This window comes from Haliscomenobacter sp. (assembly GCF_041740695.1).
Lineage (GTDB): Bacteria > Bacteroidota > Bacteroidia > Chitinophagales > Saprospiraceae > Haliscomenobacter.
Genome location: NZ_JBGSLK010000020.1, coordinates 42944 through 60724, shown reverse-complemented (window position 1 = coordinate 60724; position 17781 = coordinate 42944). Strand labels below are relative to the sequence as shown.

General features: G+C 46.8%; 14 protein-coding genes. 7 read left to right on the top strand and 7 right to left on the bottom strand.

Annotated elements, in window-relative coordinates; genetic code table 11:
• Nucleotides 1-64 precede the first annotated feature (64 nt).
• Nucleotides 65-1630 carry a SusD/RagB family nutrient-binding outer membrane lipoprotein gene (locus ACEW9O_RS03780; protein ID WP_373548793.1) on the bottom strand — a complete coding sequence of 522 codons (1566 nt, stop codon included), beginning with the start codon at nucleotides 1628-1630 and terminating at the stop codon, nucleotides 65-67.
• A 5-nt stretch (nucleotides 1631-1635) separates the two neighbouring features.
• The gene (locus tag ACEW9O_RS03775) at nucleotides 1636-4776 is read right to left on the bottom strand and encodes a SusC/RagA family TonB-linked outer membrane protein (protein ID WP_373548792.1); all 3141 of its coding nucleotides are present in this window, start codon (nucleotides 4774-4776) and stop codon (nucleotides 1636-1638) included.
• 485 nt (nucleotides 4777-5261) lie between these two features.
• Between ACEW9O_RS03775 and ACEW9O_RS03770 the strand changes: the two genes are divergently transcribed.
• The gene (locus ACEW9O_RS03770) at nucleotides 5262-6965 is read left to right on the top strand and encodes an AMP-binding protein (RefSeq protein ID WP_373548791.1); all 1704 of its coding nucleotides are present in this window, start codon (nucleotides 5262-5264) and stop codon (nucleotides 6963-6965) included.
• A gap of 3 nt (nucleotides 6966-6968) precedes the next feature.
• On the opposite strand, the gene ACEW9O_RS03765 is transcribed toward ACEW9O_RS03770, so the two are convergent.
• On the bottom strand, nucleotides 6969-7367 hold the full coding sequence (locus tag ACEW9O_RS03765; RefSeq protein ID WP_373548790.1) for a UPF0158 family protein: 399 nt from the start codon (nucleotides 7365-7367) through the stop codon (nucleotides 6969-6971).
• A gap of 149 nt (nucleotides 7368-7516) precedes the next feature.
• Between ACEW9O_RS03765 and ACEW9O_RS03760 the strand changes: the two genes are divergently transcribed.
• From ACEW9O_RS03760 to ACEW9O_RS03745, 4 genes are read left to right on the top strand one after another with little or no spacing between them, the layout of a single operon-like run.
• Nucleotides 7517-8323, top strand: coding sequence for a hypothetical protein (locus tag ACEW9O_RS03760; protein WP_373548789.1), 807 nt, complete (start codon nucleotides 7517-7519; stop codon nucleotides 8321-8323).
• A 14-nt stretch (nucleotides 8324-8337) separates the two neighbouring features.
• Nucleotides 8338-8943, top strand: a complete 606-nt coding sequence (locus ACEW9O_RS03755) for an ABC transporter ATP-binding protein (protein WP_373548788.1) — start codon at nucleotides 8338-8340, stop codon at nucleotides 8941-8943.
• Entirely contained in the window at nucleotides 8940-9704 is a 765-nt protein-coding gene (locus ACEW9O_RS03750; protein WP_373548787.1) for a hypothetical protein, read from the top strand. The genes ACEW9O_RS03755 and ACEW9O_RS03750 overlap by 4 nt, the downstream gene beginning before the upstream one ends.
• Complete coding sequence (locus ACEW9O_RS03745; RefSeq protein WP_373548786.1) at nucleotides 9701-11596, top strand: prolipoprotein diacylglyceryl transferase family protein; 1896 nt, start codon at nucleotides 9701-9703, stop codon at nucleotides 11594-11596. The genes ACEW9O_RS03750 and ACEW9O_RS03745 overlap by 4 nt, the downstream gene beginning before the upstream one ends.
• Before the next feature lie 106 nt (nucleotides 11597-11702).
• Here ACEW9O_RS03745 and msrA read toward each other — a convergent pair whose 3' ends face one another.
• From msrA to ACEW9O_RS03725, 4 genes are all read right to left on the bottom strand, one after another.
• On the bottom strand, nucleotides 11703-12362 hold the full coding sequence (gene msrA, locus ACEW9O_RS03740) for a peptide-methionine (S)-S-oxide reductase MsrA (protein ID WP_373548785.1): 660 nt from the start codon (nucleotides 12360-12362) through the stop codon (nucleotides 11703-11705).
• Nucleotides 12363-12499: 137 nt separating this feature from the next.
• Nucleotides 12500-13306: a menaquinone biosynthetic enzyme MqnA/MqnD family protein gene (locus ACEW9O_RS03735; protein ID WP_373548784.1), complete on the bottom strand. Its 807-nt coding sequence runs from the start codon at nucleotides 13304-13306 to the stop codon at nucleotides 12500-12502.
• Between the two features lie 29 nt (nucleotides 13307-13335).
• On the bottom strand, nucleotides 13336-13956 hold the full coding sequence (locus tag ACEW9O_RS03730; RefSeq protein ID WP_373548783.1) for a histidine phosphatase family protein: 621 nt from the start codon (nucleotides 13954-13956) through the stop codon (nucleotides 13336-13338).
• A 134-nt stretch (nucleotides 13957-14090) separates the two neighbouring features.
• The gene (locus ACEW9O_RS03725; protein ID WP_373548782.1) at nucleotides 14091-15290 is read right to left on the bottom strand and encodes a CofH family radical SAM protein; all 1200 of its coding nucleotides are present in this window, start codon (nucleotides 15288-15290) and stop codon (nucleotides 14091-14093) included.
• A 357-nt stretch (nucleotides 15291-15647) separates the two neighbouring features.
• On the opposite strand from ACEW9O_RS03725, the gene ACEW9O_RS03720 reads away from it, so the two are divergent.
• The gene (locus ACEW9O_RS03720; protein ID WP_373548781.1) at nucleotides 15648-16541 is read left to right on the top strand and encodes a glycosyltransferase family 2 protein; all 894 of its coding nucleotides are present in this window, start codon (nucleotides 15648-15650) and stop codon (nucleotides 16539-16541) included.
• Between the two features lie 129 nt (nucleotides 16542-16670).
• On the top strand, nucleotides 16671-17717 hold the full coding sequence (ilvC, locus tag ACEW9O_RS03715) for a ketol-acid reductoisomerase (RefSeq protein WP_373548780.1): 1047 nt from the start codon (nucleotides 16671-16673) through the stop codon (nucleotides 17715-17717).
• The last annotated feature ends 64 nt before the right edge of the window (nucleotides 17718-17781 follow it).

The following is a 17781-nucleotide window of genomic DNA, read 5'->3' as shown; positions in this document are numbered from 1 at the left end:
GTTAAAAGAAAGGGGGGCAACTACGCAGTTGCCCCCCTAAATTTTTACACACTTAAATAAAAACCTATTCTTTATCCCAGAATACCCTTGTTGTCAAATTATCCGTTCCACCAATGGCTGTTACGGCACTCTGGTAATTCGTCCGGTTTTGAGCCAATTCATAATCTGGATATGACAATCGTCGGATAAACCCACCGTTGAGCAGATTGTTGAACTTATTAGGACTCAAAGCCGGAAAGCCACTTCTTCTGAAATTGGCCCATGCCTGAGTTCCATTCCTAATGTAGGCAATCCAAAGTTGGGTGTTGATCAACTTGAGCGCATCCGCCGCATTGTAAGCTACCCCCGGACTGGCCAGAAAAGTAGCGATATCTGCGTCAGAAATGGTTGAAGATTTGGGATACAGCGCATAACGCTTGATGTCTGCTTTGATGCCATCTTCGTAATATTGTTTGGCTGCTGCTTCGCCTCCAGCAATCCAACCTCTTTGTGCCGCTTCGGCTAGGAGTAAGGAAACTTCCGAAAAAGTCACCCAGAAATCGGGAGCTGTTAAGGAAGCTACCACATTCACGTTCATTTGTGAATAGTTGTAACCGCCACCTTTGGCACCACGGTAGGCTGGCTTGGTCAGATCGGTATTGATCACGCCTACAGGCACGCCAAACTGATCAGCCAATTTGGTGTTGGGAGCAGGATCAGCCAATGGATTGGAAGGGTTGGCATAAGTAGCCACTATAAATTGCCCCCGGGGATCAGCTGTTGTTTTCAATTGTTCTACTAAAGGCTCGGCAGCGTAGTAAAAATAAGGGTTGTTGTTGACCAGGCCACCGTTAGCCCCATTTGTAAAGAGGGTACCATCGTACTTAACCCAGGCATTGTCATCGTTGGATTTCATGACTCCGCCATTAAATGCCTCTGTAACAATTGTTTTGGCTTTGGCTGCATCCAACTTTGAATACCGCATGCCCAATCTCAACAACAGAGAATTACCCAATTTTTTCCACTTGTCCACCTGTGCTGTGGCTGTAGTGGTTTTAGCTGATCCATTCGCCCCAAAAAAGAGATCTGAGGAAACAAAGTCGCCACCCGGATTCAACGCAGCAATCGCCTCCTTGAGTTCTTTTTCCAGATCAGCGTAAATGGCGGTATCATCGTCATAAGCTGGGTAGAAGTACTCACTTCCTTTGAGAAAAGCTTGTCCTGCGTTGAAGTAGGGAATATCCGCATGGGTGTCTACCAAACCCATAAAGACCTGGGCTTTCCAGATGCGCAACATGCTCCGTAAGTTTACCCGATCGCTCCCTTCTAAAAGTGAAAGTGCTTGGACCATGTTTTTAATTGAGCCAGGATAGCTTCCGTCCCACTTCCCATTGTTGAACCCATCTATGTCGGCATTAAAATTGGGGCCCTGGGTAGCTCCTGAGTTGAAGGGGTTCACAAAGTGTTGAACAATTGTATGTTCTGTTTCCCAACCACCCAGGTGTGTACGTTGAGCACCAGCAAACAAAAGGGCTGGATCAAGATCGGTTACCGCGTAAGGATTTGTGTTTAATTCGATAAAATCCTTGTCGCATCCTCCCAACAAGAAGAAGATGGCACTTATCAGCAAAAGTCCTTTAAACTTTTTCATAGTCATTAGAATTTGGCATTAAGACTAAAATTGAAATTGCGGGTGGTTGGCAGCGAGGTATTCTCATAACCAGACCGGAAGTCTCCCGAAGATTGAATGGCCTCTGGATCAAGGTCAGGAATATCCTTGTACAGCAATGCCAAATTGCGGCAGGAGGCCGTCAGGGATAAGCCTTTAATGAACCTCAAGGCATTTGATTTGTGTAGCATATCCGTGAGATTATAGGATAATGAGATGTTTCTCAGCTTAACAAAATCTGACTTGAAGGTAAAGATATCCCCCATTTGATTGTTCCGATAATCTGCGTAGAATTGGGCAGGATCTACAGCCTTAGTATTTGGCTGTTCGTTTGATCGGTAGACACCAGGAAACACAACACCCGTTTCTCCGGGCCCACGACCAACTAAGGACTGTTTGGAATGCCCTTGCCGGGTTGCGTTCAACGCAGTCGAAGAAATTACAACGCCTCCCAGCTTGTAATCAAAATGAACGGCAAGACTCAGATTTTTGTAGGTAAATGTATTATTCCAACCACCTGTATGCTTCGGAATCGAGCTACCAAAACTAACGTAGTCCGATGAGGGAATCAGACGCCCCTGGTCAGTAAGGAGAATCTGGCCTTCTTCATTTTTTAAATAGGTTCTGGCATAAACTTGGTTCATGGGGAGTCCTTCTACATAGCGAAGTTGTCCAATGAACTCATTCCCGGTAGCCCCCCAGTTGACTACAATGATGTCACTCGGTGCCCCAACTGAAAGTACTTTTGTAGCCAGGAAAGCATGATTCCAGGAACTTGACCAACTAAAATTCTGGGTTTGGATTGGTTTAACTTCAAGCAAAAATTCCAAACCACTGTTTTTCAAGGAACCAAGATTCTCCTTCGAGCTGTTGTATCCAGAGGAATTCGACAATTGAACATCCAATACCTGATCGGTGGTTATTTTTTCAAAAGCCGAAACATCTAGCGTTACCCGATTGCCAAACATCCTCATTTCAATGCCAATTTCTTTTTCTTCTACACTAAAAGGCCGTAAAAACCGGTTGGGTGCAGTGCCCCCTGAAATACTGGCAGTCGTTTGACCTTGAAATTGGTTTTGACTGATTCCATATACAAGCACCCCATCGTAAGGATTTACCCCGTTTGAGCTTCCCACTTCAGCCCAGGAAGCCCTCAGCTTTCCGTAAGACAACCATTTCTGGTTTTTTATCAACTCAGAGAAAATAAAACTACCCGAAACAGATTGGTAAAGCTCGCTGTTGTCCTCTGGATTTAAGACGGAGAACCAATCTTGTCTGCCCGTAAAGTTTAGATAGAGCAAATTATTGTACCCGAGTTCTGCCCAGCCATACAGTGAATTAACCCTGTATTGGGAAAAACCATAACCTTGGTTGCGAATGCTACCGTTTCCAATTGAATAAAGATCACGGACAATAAAGTTTGACGAACTTTGGTTGAATCCATTGTTTTTCACCCTCCAGGTGTTTCCACCAACGTTGGCATCCACTGAAAATTTACCAAACTCTTTGCCACCACCGACCAGGAAATCAGCATTCACATCAGTGCCCTTGTTTTCGGACAAATTGTATCCCCCTTTAAAAGTACCATCCGCATTGGTTGGTACGCTGGTGCCTATCCCACCCGGATCGTGAGACTCGGTAAAACTAAGCGCAAAGTCATAATTATACCTGCCCTGTACATACAACCAATCGGTCAGATCATACCTTAAGGTAGCTGTTGACAAAAAGCGATCCCGCTGAGTTTGATAACGTTGACCGACGGCTAAAGCATAGTATGGGTTTAACAATGTACCCTGAAAACCGGAAGTCAGAGTTTCCGTTCCATTGGCAGCAATGGCACTGTTTTTATATGCCGAGAGTGGAATGGAGGTAGCCATCCGAGTAAAGAAATTGACTGCACCTGGCCCCTGTGTACCAATTTGTGGTGGGTTAATCTGCGTTTCATTGGTGTAGTTGATGTTCAACAACAGTTTGAGTTTTTTAGTAACGTTGTGATTGATCCCAACATTGGCAATCTTCCTTTTGTACTCATTGTTCGGAGTGATCCCTTCAGCTTCCGTGTTGGAAAATGATGCCCTGAAGCTTCCATTGGCACCACCACCAGACATGGCAATCGTATTGGTGAAGTCTTTTCCTGTTTGCAAAAAGTCGAAAAGGTTGTTTGGATTAGCTGAATAAGGTTGCAAGGTACCATCAAAAATGGGGGTGGGTACCCCATCCAAGCGTTCACCCCAGGCAAACTGACCAGTAGTGGCAGCATTGGCACCACTGGTAGGTCTTTTCCCTCCGGTTCCTTGGCCGTATTCCGTCTGGAAGTCAAAGAAATTGAGTGGTTGCTGGATCGAGTAATTGGAGCTATATTCCACACCAATGCCCTGGTTCTTTCGGCCAGATTTGGTGGTGATAATGATGGCACCGTTGGCTGCTCTGGCGCCATAAATGGCCGCGGCAGTTGCGCCCTTCAACACGGTCATACTTTCTATGTCATCCGGGTTAATGTTTGACAAGTTATCACCGAGGTCACGTGGGGTTCCCAAACCATTCACACCCCGCGCACCCTGATCAATCGGAAGCCCATTGATGACAATCAGGGGAGAATTGTTTGCTCCCGCAAACGCAGCTTGGCCGCGTAAACGTATCTGCATACTAGATCCTGCACCAGCCGCCGGAGGGGTAATATTCAGGCCGGCCACCCGACCTTCCAGCGACTCCATCACGTTGGTCGTTCTGTTTTGGGTGAGCTGATCTGTATTCACCGCGGTTACAGAATAGCCCAATTTTTTGGATTCCCTTTGCACCCCTAGTGCGGTTACAACTACTTCAGTCAAACTCTGAGCGTCTTCTTTCAAAGTGACATCCAACTTTTTTTCATTGCCTAATTTAATTTCATAGGCTGCGAATCCGATGTAACTAAAAACCAAAGTATTGCCTGGAGCGGCAGCAATTTGGAATGTTCCATCCGATTCTGAAATAGTACCTGTATTGGTCTCTTTGACGGAAATATTCACTCCAATCAAAGGAGTCCCGTCATTGGCTGTAACTTTACCTGTCACCTGCTGTGCAATTACTGTTAGGTGGCAGCAAAAAATAGCCAAGACTAGAACAACGAGTTTGTTTAGTCGCATCATAGGGTTAATGGATTTAAATGAGAAAATATATCAAAAGCGGATATAAATCACCAGCCTTGAACATGGTTTAACCCATTGTCCTCCAGTGAATCCCCGCCGTGAAATCGATTGAATTTTTTTGCCGAAAAAACACTTGAAATCGATTGAATTTTTTAGCAAAAAAATTAAAACCAATCAGGCATTCCAGTCATTGCCCTTGAGTCCATTTCAAAGGGAAATGATGAGTTGTAAGCAATAGTTTAACTTGAACTTTAAAAGAACCGAATGGCCTTAAAGCTTTTAAAAAGTGTTTATAGTGTCTTGTCCGAATGTTTGGGATCATTAATTGTCAAACCTACAATTGTTTTTTATAACTTCCTATTTTGAAGCAATATTTTTTTGAAAGATATTTTTAGGTGTTTTTCTTCTTTAAATACCAGATATTCACATTTTATATTCCGAAACCCGGAAAACTTGATTTAAATGTTTGTTCCAAATTTATAGATATGTCCACTCAACTCAGCTACCTCAGCGGTACCAGTACCAAACCCTTGCTCGGCATCACCATTGGCGACATGCTCGACGATATTGCGGCTCGTTTTCCTGAAAACGATGCACTAATCGTACAACATCAGGACATTCGTTTCACTTACCAGCAGTTCAAAGCAATAGTAGACGACTGTGCCAAGGCATTTTTAGCCCTGGGGGTACAAAAAGGCGATCGGGTGGGTATCTGGTCACCTAACCGCTACGAGTGGACAGTCACCCAATTTGCCACGGCCAAAATTGGGGCCATTCTGGTCAACATCAACCCTAGTTACCGCCTGCATGAATTGGAATACGCACTGAACCAATCCGAATGCAGTACGGTAGTGATCGCTGATCAGTTCAAGACTTCCAACTTTACGGAGATGCTTTTTGCCTTGGCCCCGGAGTTGCAACATTGCCCAAAAGGAGAATTGAAAGCGGAAAAGGCTGCTCATTTGCAAACCATCATTCGGATGGCCGAAGACGAAAAACCAGGCATGTGGCGCTGGGACGATTTTTTGCAGGAAGCTGAAAAAAGCTCAAATGAAGCTTTAAATCAACGCCAAAGCAGCCTGGCTTTTGACGAACCCATCAATATACAATACACTTCCGGCACTACGGGCTTCCCCAAAGGTGCCACGCTCAGCCACCACAACATTTTGAACAATGGCTACTTTGTAGCGGAGTTGATGAATTTCACCGAAAAGGATCGACTGGTCATTCCGGTGCCACTTTACCACTGCTTTGGCATGGTAATGGGTAATTTGGGCTGCGTGACGCATGGGGCAACCATGATTTACCCTAGTGAAGGATTTGATCCAGCCAGTACTTTGGCTGCGGTGGAACGGGAAAAAGCTACCGGAATTTTTGGCGTCCCAACCATGTTTATTGCCGAATTGGACTTGCCCGATTTTGCCCAATACGATCTGACTAGCTTACGGACGGGCATTATGGCGGGCTCGCCTTGCCCGATTGAAGTGATGAAAAAAGTGCAAAGCCTGATGCACGTAGCCGAAATGGAAATCGCCTACGGCATGACCGAAACCAGCCCGGTGAGTACCCAGACAAGGGTAGGAACGCCGCTGGAAAAACAAGTCAGTACCGTTGGCCAAATCCACCCGCACCTAGAAGTCAAAATCATCGATCCCGAAACCGGGCGCAGCGTTCCACGCGGGATTCCCGGCGAGTTGTGTACCCGTGGCTACAGCGTGATGCTGGGCTATTGGAACAACGAAACCTCCACCCGAAACGCCATCGACAAAGCCCGCTGGATGCACACTGGCGATCTGGCGACAATGGATGAAGAGGGTTACGTCAAAATTGTGGGCCGCATCAAAGACATGATCATTCGAGGCGGAGAAAACATCTATCCCCGCGAGATTGAGGAGTTTTTGTACACCCATCCCAAAATCAGCGACGTGCAGGTTATCGGCGTGCCGGATGCCAAATACGTGGAAGCGGTGATGGCCTGGATTCGGGTTAAAGAGGGTGAAACCCTGAGTGTTGAAGAAGTGCAGGCTTATTGCCAGGGGCAGATTGCCCACTACAAAGTCCCACACTACGTGCGTTTTACCGATGGTTTTCCGATGACGGTTACCGGGAAAATCCGCAAGGTAGAAATGCGGGAGCAGAGCATTGCGGAATTGGGGTTGGAGGGCGCGGCGGGGATAAAAACAGCCTAAAGTTTATAACCTGTCTCTCACATACATCTGCAAATAAGCATCCTTATACGCGTACCAGTCATCTTCTATTTCTTCGCTCTGAATGGCATTCCGAAAGCTGCGGAATGGTTTTTTGATGGATAGCGCATCAATCAAGCGATCCCTTAAACGTACATTTTTGATGGTCTCTACAAAATCTTCCATCATTTGAAATGATTCACGCGAGTTGAGTGGGTCAAAACGGATGTAACTGTCCGGATCAGCATTGATTACTTCCATGACCTCTTGCTCGATGTAGTCAAACTCTTCATCCGTAGGCCCATCCGCAATGGGATAAGCTAAAATTTCGTGGGTTTTCTTGTGTAAAAACACCACCTCCTGTATATCCAGTAATTCTGCAATTTCTTTGATGATCTCTTCCATTGACCTTCCTTGTTGATTCTGGGCACAAAATACAGTTTACTCGTTACTTAGCATCGCTAACATTGTATATATCTCAGTTCCGGCAGTAACTTATATCATTTACTTTACTACAATTTTACTTGAATTTGGATTCGACTGATCAATTGGACATGAAGACAAAATCATCTTTTCATTTAAAAAAATGGTACTTCGACTGTACTACTGAGGACGGCAGGGTACTGATCTGTTATGCGGCCTTGCTCCATTGGCGGGCGTTCAAAGTCGGGTACGTCAGTTACATTTATGTGGATGGAGCTGGAGAAAGGCACCATATGAGCAAACTCAAAACGGTTCAGGAGCCAGAAATTGAGGAAAAAACCATTCGTTGGCATGACGCTAGTTTAGACCTTTCCGGAGAATGGCACAGCGCAGCCCCGCCCATCCGCACGCGGCTCCACGACACCGAAGAGGGTTACCTCGATTGGCATTGCATGCAACCTGCGGCTCAATGTACCATCCGCATAGGAAATGAGCCTATCCTTTCTGGTTGGGGCTACGTAGAATGCCTTGAAATGACCCTCCCGCCCTGGAAAATGGACTTCAACGAGCTCCGCTGGGGGCGTTTTACCCAGGCGAATACACCGTTGGTCTGGATAGAACTGCGGGGAAACCCTCACCGTAGTTGGGTGTTTGATGGCCAGGCCAGTGTACCAGTTGCCAGCATTTCCGACGTAGCCATTGTACTACCCGACCGCCACAAAAAGTTAGTACTGAGCGAACCCTTTATCTTGGAAGACACCAATAAAATCAAGGAGACTGTAGACCTCCTGATCCGTTGGATGCCGGGGATTGACCGCTTTACTCCGCTGCATTTTTTAAGCGCCCAGGAAACCAAATGGCGCAGCAAAGGAACCTTGCTGGTCAACAATGAAGTCGAAAACACCGGGTGGGTGATCCACGAGTTGGTGAAATTTTAAAAACAATTACTGCCATGCCAATCGTGCTAAAAGTTGAACACGTATCCCGCTCTTTTGGTCGCCAAAAAATATTGGTAGATGCTTCCTTTACCATGAGTACGGGGCAATTGATTGGCATTACTGGTGAAAATGGCTCTGGTAAAAGTACCCTATTGAAAATCATTACCGGAATACTCAAGCCCGATTCAGGCCGCATTAAGCGACCAACCAGCATGGGGTATTGCCCACAGGAAGTATTGTTATTTGGGCAACTTACGGTATTGGAACATTTCAAATGCTGGGCGAAGGGCTATGGAATGACACCCACCCACTGGCAAGAAAGTATGGAGCTGCTGCTTCAGCAATTCCAGTTTGAACAACATTTGCACAAACTAGTCGAACAATTGAGCGGCGGCACCAAACAAAAGCTCAATTTGGCTTTAGCGCTGCTCCATCAGCCCGATTTGCTGGTACTTGATGAGCCTTACAATGGCTTTGATTGGGAGACCTATCTCCGTTTTTGGAATCATGCGGAGGCAATTGTTGCAGGGGGACAGAGCATACTTGTCGTTTCTCATTTCATCAATGACCAGCAGCGATTTGACCATATTCTTCACCTTCAAAATGGATTGCTGTCATGAAATGGAAGCGCATCTGGAGTATTACGGAAATCACCTTGGTTCAACTCATCAGGCGGCGAATCACCCTCGTATTGCTACTCGTCATTCCTTCTTTGTTTTTTTGGGTGGTGGATTTTACCACCAGCACACGCATTACGCCATTCAAATTGGCAACCGTATCAGAAGAAACCTACATAGAAGTTCCCGCACGCGACGAGTCCCTGATCTTCATCGGGGTTGCTGCTGTAGGTTTTTTGGCCTCCTTTCTGGGGCTGAACCTGGTACAAAAAAATGCCGAGGTACACCGTCGTATGGTTCTGACTGGTTACCGCTCCTGGGAGATTTTTATTGCGTTGTTTACGGTGTTGTTTTTTACGGTAGGACTGCTAGCCCTCTACATAGGTGCTGCATTACACCTGTTTTTCACGCCGCAAAACCTTGTCGGAACACTACTCGGAATTTTTTCAGCGGGGATGGTGTATGGTAGTTATGGCATCCTATCCGGTGTGTTGATTCGTGGTGAATTAGAAGGGATGTTGTTGATTGTTTTGTTGGCCAATATCGATGCAGGTTGGCTACAAAATCCGTTATTTTACGACGGAGCACAGCATCAGGAGTTCATCCGTTATTTGCCCGCCTGGTTTCCATCTCAAGCTACCTTGACCGCAGCATTTACCTCACATCCTTTTGTTAAATCCCTGGGATTGTCTGCACTATATGGATTGGGGCTCTTATTGGTCGGCCTATTATTGTACATCTACAAAATGCGCATCTTCAAATGAAAACGAATAACCAAGACATCATCGGAAAGTTGATCTACAGCTTGATTTTTATGGTTGTACTGCCCATCGGGTTGTTACTTTGGGCAAAAAATGCCAGCCATGCGGTGTTTTTGCCGCCAGTTGCATCTGCCACTTGGGGGGTAATGCTCAGCATCGGCGGTGGCATATTGGTATTTACCGGGATGTACGCATTGTGGCATTTTGGACAAGGCTTGCCGATGAATGGTTATCCACCGCCAAAATTCGTACAAGATGGTGCCTTCAAGTTGCTGCCCCATCCCATTTATACCGGTTTTGTACTGCTGTGTTTTGGTGTTTCCATCTATGCTGGCAGCTCCATCGGGTTTTGGCTGATCAGTCCGATTGCCACTTTGGGCTGTATGGCACTGGTATGGGGGTACGAACGGATTGATTTATTAAAAAGGTTTCCCTCAGCACCGCGTCAGTACTGGCTGGCTATTCCACCCAATGGAACAGGCAAACCTTCAGCAAGCCATTTTGCCTCGGTCTATGTCTGTTTGTTGCTGCCTTGGGTATTGTTGAATGCCAGTGTTTTGTGGGCCAACCAAGCCGTTGCTTATACACCATTGCTGGTTCTTTCAAGCCTGGAGTTTAACCCAAATGTACATTGGGCGGTGGGTATTGCAGCCGCAATTTGGTTTTTTGCCGCACCACTTTTTGCAAGAACACAACAACAGTTGCGGCAGTTTTTTATCAGCGGTTTGTTGGGTGGAATGGCGGTGATTTATTTGGCTTTTATGTTGCCAGTGATTGGGCTTGGCCATACCACCACGATTGAGGGCACATTTTGGCTACATGCGGGATTGTCCGTATCCTGGTTTTGGATTTGGGTGGCGACAGCACTTTATCGTACATTTTTACCCGCATTTCGATCAGCAATAACGGTATTATCTGGACTACTGACCTTGGGGTTATTGCTCAACAGCCGCGATCCTCTTGCGCATTTGTTGAGTGGTGCGGTAGGTTTTGCCTTCGCTTTTTATGCTCCATCCATATGGTCCTTTTTGCGCCGTTCGGCAGAAAAAGTGGCCAACTCCTGGCAAGAATGGGTTTTTGGGCCCGTGCGGGTCATCAATCATGGCTTTTACGTTGGCTTTGGAGCTTTTGTGGGTACCGTGGCAGGTAGCATTTTGGCAGGCGAGGAATATGCTTTTGGTCTTGTAGTCGTAAGCGTATTTTTGACCGTTTGTGCCGGTCTATGGGGGCAATTCATTGAAGGTTCTGACAAACTGAAACGCCCATTTGGCTGGTACGGCTCAATGGTAGGGGTATTCCTGGCTATTCTGGTCATTCAGTGGATGGGACTGAACGTATGGATGATGCTGGGGGTATTTGCCGTATTCATGCCCTGGGTACAAGCCATTGGGCGCATGCGCTGTCTGGTCAATGGCTGTTGCCATGGATCACCTTCTAGTGAGCATCTGGGCATCCATTATGTGCATCCCCGCTCCCGGGTTTGTTTCATTTCCAACCTGAAAGGAATAGCTTTGCATCCTACCCAGTTGTATGCCATGATTTGGCTGGCACTCGTCGGTGGTCTACAATTCCGTTTGTGGTACAGCGGAGCTTCCATGTCACTGCTGATTGGGTTGTATTTGATGCTGAACGGACTTGGGCGTTTTGTAGAAGAAGCTTACCGGGGCGAACCACAGACCCCCATTTTTGCCAAACTTAGACTGTACCAGTGGGCCGCAGTCGCCTCACTCCTCATTGGCATGGTGATTACCGTTTTTGAGTCCCCCTTGCCCCCTGCATTTACAGGAATCGGTTGGCGAACCCTGAGCGCAGGAATGATCAATTGGGCAATTGTCCAATTCCTGATGGGTATTGATTTTCCCAAGTCAAACCTGCGTTTTTCGCGTTTGACCTGAAGGGCATTACTAAGGACACAAAGCCAAGCGCCGTCGACGCTTAGCTTTGTATCCTTAGTGTCCCTTGTTTTTTTCTTTGTGCTAAAAAAAGCCACGCTGTGATTCACTAATTCTTCTTCTTCAACTTATCCGCAAACTCCTTGCGAAACTTCGTCACCTTTGGCGTAATCACAAAAGTGCAATAGGAATTCCGACTTCCCACCAAAGTGTAATAATCCTGATGGTAATCCTCAGCAGGATAAAAATCAAGCAGCGGCTCAAGGGTAGTCACAATCGGGTCATCCCACAATGTAGAAGCAACCTCTTTGATTGACTTTTCCGCGATCGTTTTTTGACGGTCATCTTGGTAAAAAATGGCCGAGCGGTACTGGGGCCCTACATCCGCGCCTTGGCGATTGAGGGTCGTAGGATCGTGGGTACTCCAAAAAATGCGCAGGATGTCTTCCAGTGCAATGATGTTGGGATTAAAAGTCACCTGTACGACCTCGGCGTGGCCAGTCATTCCGGAGCAAACTGCCTTGTAATTGGCATCGATGTCGGAGCCGCCAGAATAACCTGATACCGTGGAATAAACCCCTTCCACATCCTGGTAAATCGCCTCTACACACCAAAAGCAACCACCAGCCAGCGTAATGGATTCTTTATCGGTGGTGGCAATCTTATCTGTTTTCATATCCTTGGTTTGTGCGTTGATGCGGGCTTGATTTTGACAAGCGCTCGCGAAGAATAGGAAACCCAAACTCAGGGCAAAAAGTTTGTTCTTCATTGATGATTGATGTTAATCTAAAGGAATGACGAAGTACGAATGACGAGGTACGAATTGTCGCTTCTCTCTGGGTGTAAGAACGAAGTTAGGCCTTTTTTGGTTTTAGAGAAGCTACTGAAACGGTAGGGTGGCGACAATCACCAGCGTGCAGCCGCTACTACTGGCACTTCTTCCTGAAAAAACTGAATGTGGTTTTGCGCTTCTGGATTGATTTTTTCCAAAAACAAACGTAAAGCCTCTTTTTTGCCCTCGGTTAAGGGATAACTGATGTATTTGGTAAAGTAGGTATTCAGGTCAAAATCGGGCTGGCTGGGCAGTAGGTAAATCAGCTCGGGAATGTAGTCGAGTCCGGTTTTTAGCGCTGCATTGAACCGTTGAATAAAGGCTGGATCGAGCGGCTTGGTGCTGACCCAGGCCGCAAATACAAAGGGCAAGCCCGTGTGTTGCAGCCAGGCTTCACCCAGGTCATACACATAAGGGTATTTTAAATCAAGGCCCATCGTGCGGTCGCCAATGAGCAAGGCACCCGTATCTCCCTGGATTTTGCTTTCAAAGCCGGGTTTGGCTGGCAGCAACTCTGCCCCCACCTTCCAATATTCACGCACCAAAATCCGCGCCAACTCCACCGAAGTGCGCGAATGGTAATCCAGGTAAATGGTCTTGAGTTCTTCCAGTGGTTTTTCAGCGTAGATACACACCGTTTTGACCGCACCCTCGGCACCAATGCAATAATCAGAAACAATATAAGCCTGAGTCAATTCGGGCAGAATGGCTACCGGAACCAAGCCCAAATCCGCTTGCCCACTCCGCAGTTTTTCTGCACAAACGGAAGGAATGTCCAGCTGCAAGTCCAACTCCGCCGCCACCGGACTTTTGAACAATCCATAAAGCAGCGGCTTGGTATTCAAATAACTAACTGCGGTAACCCGAATTTTTTCGTTCATGTTTATGTTGATAAAGCCTAAGAGCTTGTCTAAAGACTGGGAATGTTTTCCAGGTGACTTAGGTCATTTTCCAGTTCAAAATGAAAGCTTGTACCATCGTAGCTCAACTTATACAAGCCGGTATTGGCGTGTTTGAAGTGATCCATCTGGTACAGCGGTTTGCCCTTGAGAACACACATCAGGCAACGCATGGCCCGACCGTGGCTACATACCAAAATCTGTTTTTCTGGGCGGCTCCTGAGCTGTTCCACAAAATGGTGCATCCGCTTGGCCAATTCTTGGGCACTTTCTCCGCCGTCAATTCTGGCGTCGTAATTTTCCGCTTTCCAGTGCCTGACCAAGGTTGTGTACTCTTCGTGCATTTGAGGGGTGTTCTGTTGCCCCTCGTGAATGCCCCAGCTGATTTCGTTGATTTCCGCCCATTGTTCCCAAGGGATCCCGGATTCAATAAAACCCTGCACAGTTTGGTGGGTACGACGCAAGGCCGAAGTAAGTACCACTTCAAAGGGCAAATCGGCATAACGTTGATGAAATGCCTGGGCCTGTTGCTGTCCCAATTCATTCAAATGGGTATCTACACCGCTGCCTTGTACAATGCCATTGCGATTGAGGTCAGTTTCGCCGTGTCGGATGATATAGATGCTTTTCATGCCTGTTTTTTAGTTGAGAGGGTTGAGAGGGTTGAGGGAGGTTGAGGCTACCGCAAGTAACTTAGACGCGTCCTTGTCAAAGACGCTCGCGGAGCCTCAACCTCCCTCAACCCTCTCAACTTCCTCAACCATCATTAGTTGTTGACTACTGGCAAATCCAGGTAGCCACGAAATTGTTTGTCTTCTTCAAAAACAACATCGCTGTAGTCCTGAATTACGTTGTATAAGGTATCCCGTTCGATGGGGCGACGGCCAACACTACGAATGAGTTTCACCAATTCCTGCGTACTCATCGCCGGGGTTTGTTCTTCGGAACCAGCCATCGAATAAATTTTGGTGGTATCATCAATGGTGCCATCGATGTCGTCCACACCGAAAGAGAGGGCCATTTGTGCCACATTTCGGCTGATCATGGGCCAGTAGGCTTTGATGTGGCCAAAATTGTCGAGGTAAATGCGACTTACGGCGTAATTCCGCAAGTCTTCAATGGTGCTCACTTCCGGGATATGGGACATTTCATTGTCCTGATTGCGGAATTTGAGCGGGATGAAGGTTTGGAAGCCCCCCGTTTTATCTTGTAGTTTGCGCAATTCATCCAGGTGATGGATGCGGTGGCTGTAATTTTCGATGTGGCCGTAGAGCATGGTGGCATTGGATTTGCGTCCCAGCTCGTGCCAGATTTCGTGCATCCGCAGCCATTGTTCGCCCGTACACTTGTCGGCGGCGATCTGCTCGCGAATTTCCGGGTGGAAAATTTCGGCGCCGCCACCAGGCAATGAATCAACCCCTGAATCGGCAATCATCTTCATACCATCTTCATAACTGACTTTGGCTTTTTTGAAGATGTAGTGGTATTCCACGGGGGTAAGCGCCTTGACGTGCAACTCGGGCCGATGCGCCTTGATGCGTTTGAACAAGTCTACATAAAAGGGCAAATCGTATTGGGGCAAGACCCCACCGACGATGTGTACTTCTGTAACGGGCTCATTGTCGTATTTGTATACGATGTCCAACATTTGCTCAGCGGTGTATTCCCAACCCTCGTGGCGCTGTTTGATCAGCCGGGAATAGGAGCAAAACTTGCAGGTGTACACGCAGAGGTTGGTTGGCTCAATGTGGAAGTTGCGGTTAAAATAAGTATGGTCACCTTGTTTTTGTTCGCGGACAAAATTGGCCAGAACCCCCAAATAACCCAACTCGGCCTCTTCAAACAGTAAAATACCTTCGGCGGGGCTGAGGCGTTGGTGTTGAGCCACTTTTTCGGCGATGTCGCGGAGCGGTTTGGTTAATGAGGGATCCTTGAGTAAAGTATCCAATGTTGCGGTGGATGACATGAGCGTGTGTTGAACTTGTTTGCAAAGTAAAGCAGAAAAATCAACTTCCCGATTTGGGTTTTGAATAGGAAGTCGAACGGTTCATTTCAAGTGAGCTTCCTATTCAAAAGCCTCAAAAAAATCGGGAAGTAATTTTTTGCGTCATACAAATATAACAAACTTTCTGAAGTTTCAGTTTTAATTGAAAGGCGTTTTTTTTCAACTCCGCAAAGTTAAGGGAAAGTTGACGAGTTTAGGGTTGAAAAGTTGAAGAGATGGGGTGACAAAATTTATCCTGCTTTAGCCACAAATTTTTAAAGAGAATTCCGAAACTTGCGTATCCGAACACTTCAACTTTTCAACCCTAAATATTTCAACTTGCTCTCCATCCTTATACCGATTTACAACTACGATGTCACTTATTTGGTGACGGAATTGCACCGACAGGCCGAAGGGCTGGGTGAATTGTACGAGATTTGTTTACTGGATGATGCTTCGGATGAAAAATTTAAGGCAATAAATGGGGTTTTGATTCAAAAAACCAATGTCCGCTATGAGGAACTGCCCCAAAACATTGGTCGGGCTGCTATCCGCAATCGCCTGGTTGAAATGGCCCAATACGATTACCTGTTGTACATGGACTGCGATTCCGGGGTAGTAATGCCTCATTATTTACAAACTTATGTATCTGCCTTCCACCCACAACGTTTGTTGTACGGTGGACGCAGCTACCTGCCCAAACCGCCCTCAGACCCGCAATACCTCCTGCACTGGCATTATGGTCGGCAGCGGGAACAACAAGATTTTTTGGAGCGCCAAAAAAATCCCTACCATTCTTTTATGACCAACAATTTTTTGATCCCCAAATCCATCTTTGCCAGCATCACCTTTGACGAAAGTTTGCGCACCTACGGGCACGAGGACACTCTGTTCGGGATGGAATTGGCCAAAAAGAACATCGAAATCCTACATTTGAACAATCCTCTATTGCATCTGGGATTGGAGAGCACGGCAGTTTTTTTGTCCAAAACCCAAATGGCGATCCACAACCTGGCGCAATTGCAGCAGCGTGGAAAAAGGGTTGAAACGCGCTTGACCCAAACCTATGACAAAATTGCCCGTTGGAAACTGCTCAATGGGGTAGGGTGGGGGCTGAAATTGCTCCGACCTTTCATCTTAAAGCGATTGCAACAGTCCAAATTGGTGGATTTGCGCTATCTGGATTCGTACAAACTCGATTTGTTCATCGAGGCCATGCATAAAGGGGCCTGACTTTTTAGACATGCGCTCAGACTTTTGAAATTGTAAAACCCCAATTTTTTCCATACTTTGTAAAGAGTGCATTTATTCTATCTTTGCGCCCATCCTTTTTTGAAAACTCATTATAAACACAAATATCTTATGGCAAAGCTCAACTTTGGCGGCGTAGAAGAAAACGTGGTTACCCGCGAAGAGTTCCCGCTCGAAAAGGCTCTGGAAGTATTGAAAGACGAAACCATTGCCATCATTGGTTATGGTGTGCAAGGTCCTGGTCAGGCGCTGAACCTGCGCGACAATGGTTTTAACGTGATTGTAGGTCAACGTTACCCTTCCAAAACCTGGGACAAAGCAATTGCCGATGGTTTTGTACCTGGTGAAACCCTTTTCAGCATCGAAGAAGCTGCTGAACGTGGTACCATCATTCAATACCTACTGTCTGATGCAGCTCAGATCGCCATTTGGCCTACTTTGAAAAAATACCTGACTCCTGGAAAAGCCCTGTACTTTTCTCATGGTTTTGGGATCACTTACAAAGAGCGTACGGGCATCATTCCTTCTGACGATATCGATGTAATCCTGGCTGCGCCGAAAGGTTCTGGTACCAGCTTGCGCCGTTTGTTCCTGGAAGGCCGTGGTTTGAACTCCAGCTATGCCATCCACCAGGATGCTACTGGCCGCGCCAAGGATCGGGTTGTAGCAATGGGTATTGGCATTGGTTCCGGTTACTTGTTCGAAACGACCTTCCAAAACGAGGTATACTCCGACCTTACGGGCGAGCGTGGTACCTTGATGGGTGCCATCCAGGGTATCTTCGCTGCACAATACGATGAACTGCGCAAACGTGGCCACAGCCCATCTGAAGCATTCAACGAAACGGTTGAAGAATTGACTCAATCGCTGATGCCATTGGTTGCTGAAAACGGCATGGACTGGATGTACGCCAACTGTTCGACCACTGCTCAACGTGGTGCGCTGGACTGGTGGCAGAAATTCCGCGATGCTACCGCACCTGTCTTCAAAGAATTGTACGATAGTGTAGCTGCCGGCGAAGAAGCCCAGCGTTCTATCGACTCCAATAGCCAGACGGATTACCGCGAAAAACTGGAAGAAGAACTTGCTACGCTGCGCGACAGCGAAATGTGGCAGGCTGGGAAGGTTGTTCGGGGTTTGCGTCCGGAGAAGAATTAAGGAGTGAAAAGTGAAAAGTGAAAAGCACGTACACTACTTGTTTTTTAACTGTTTTGAGGCATTT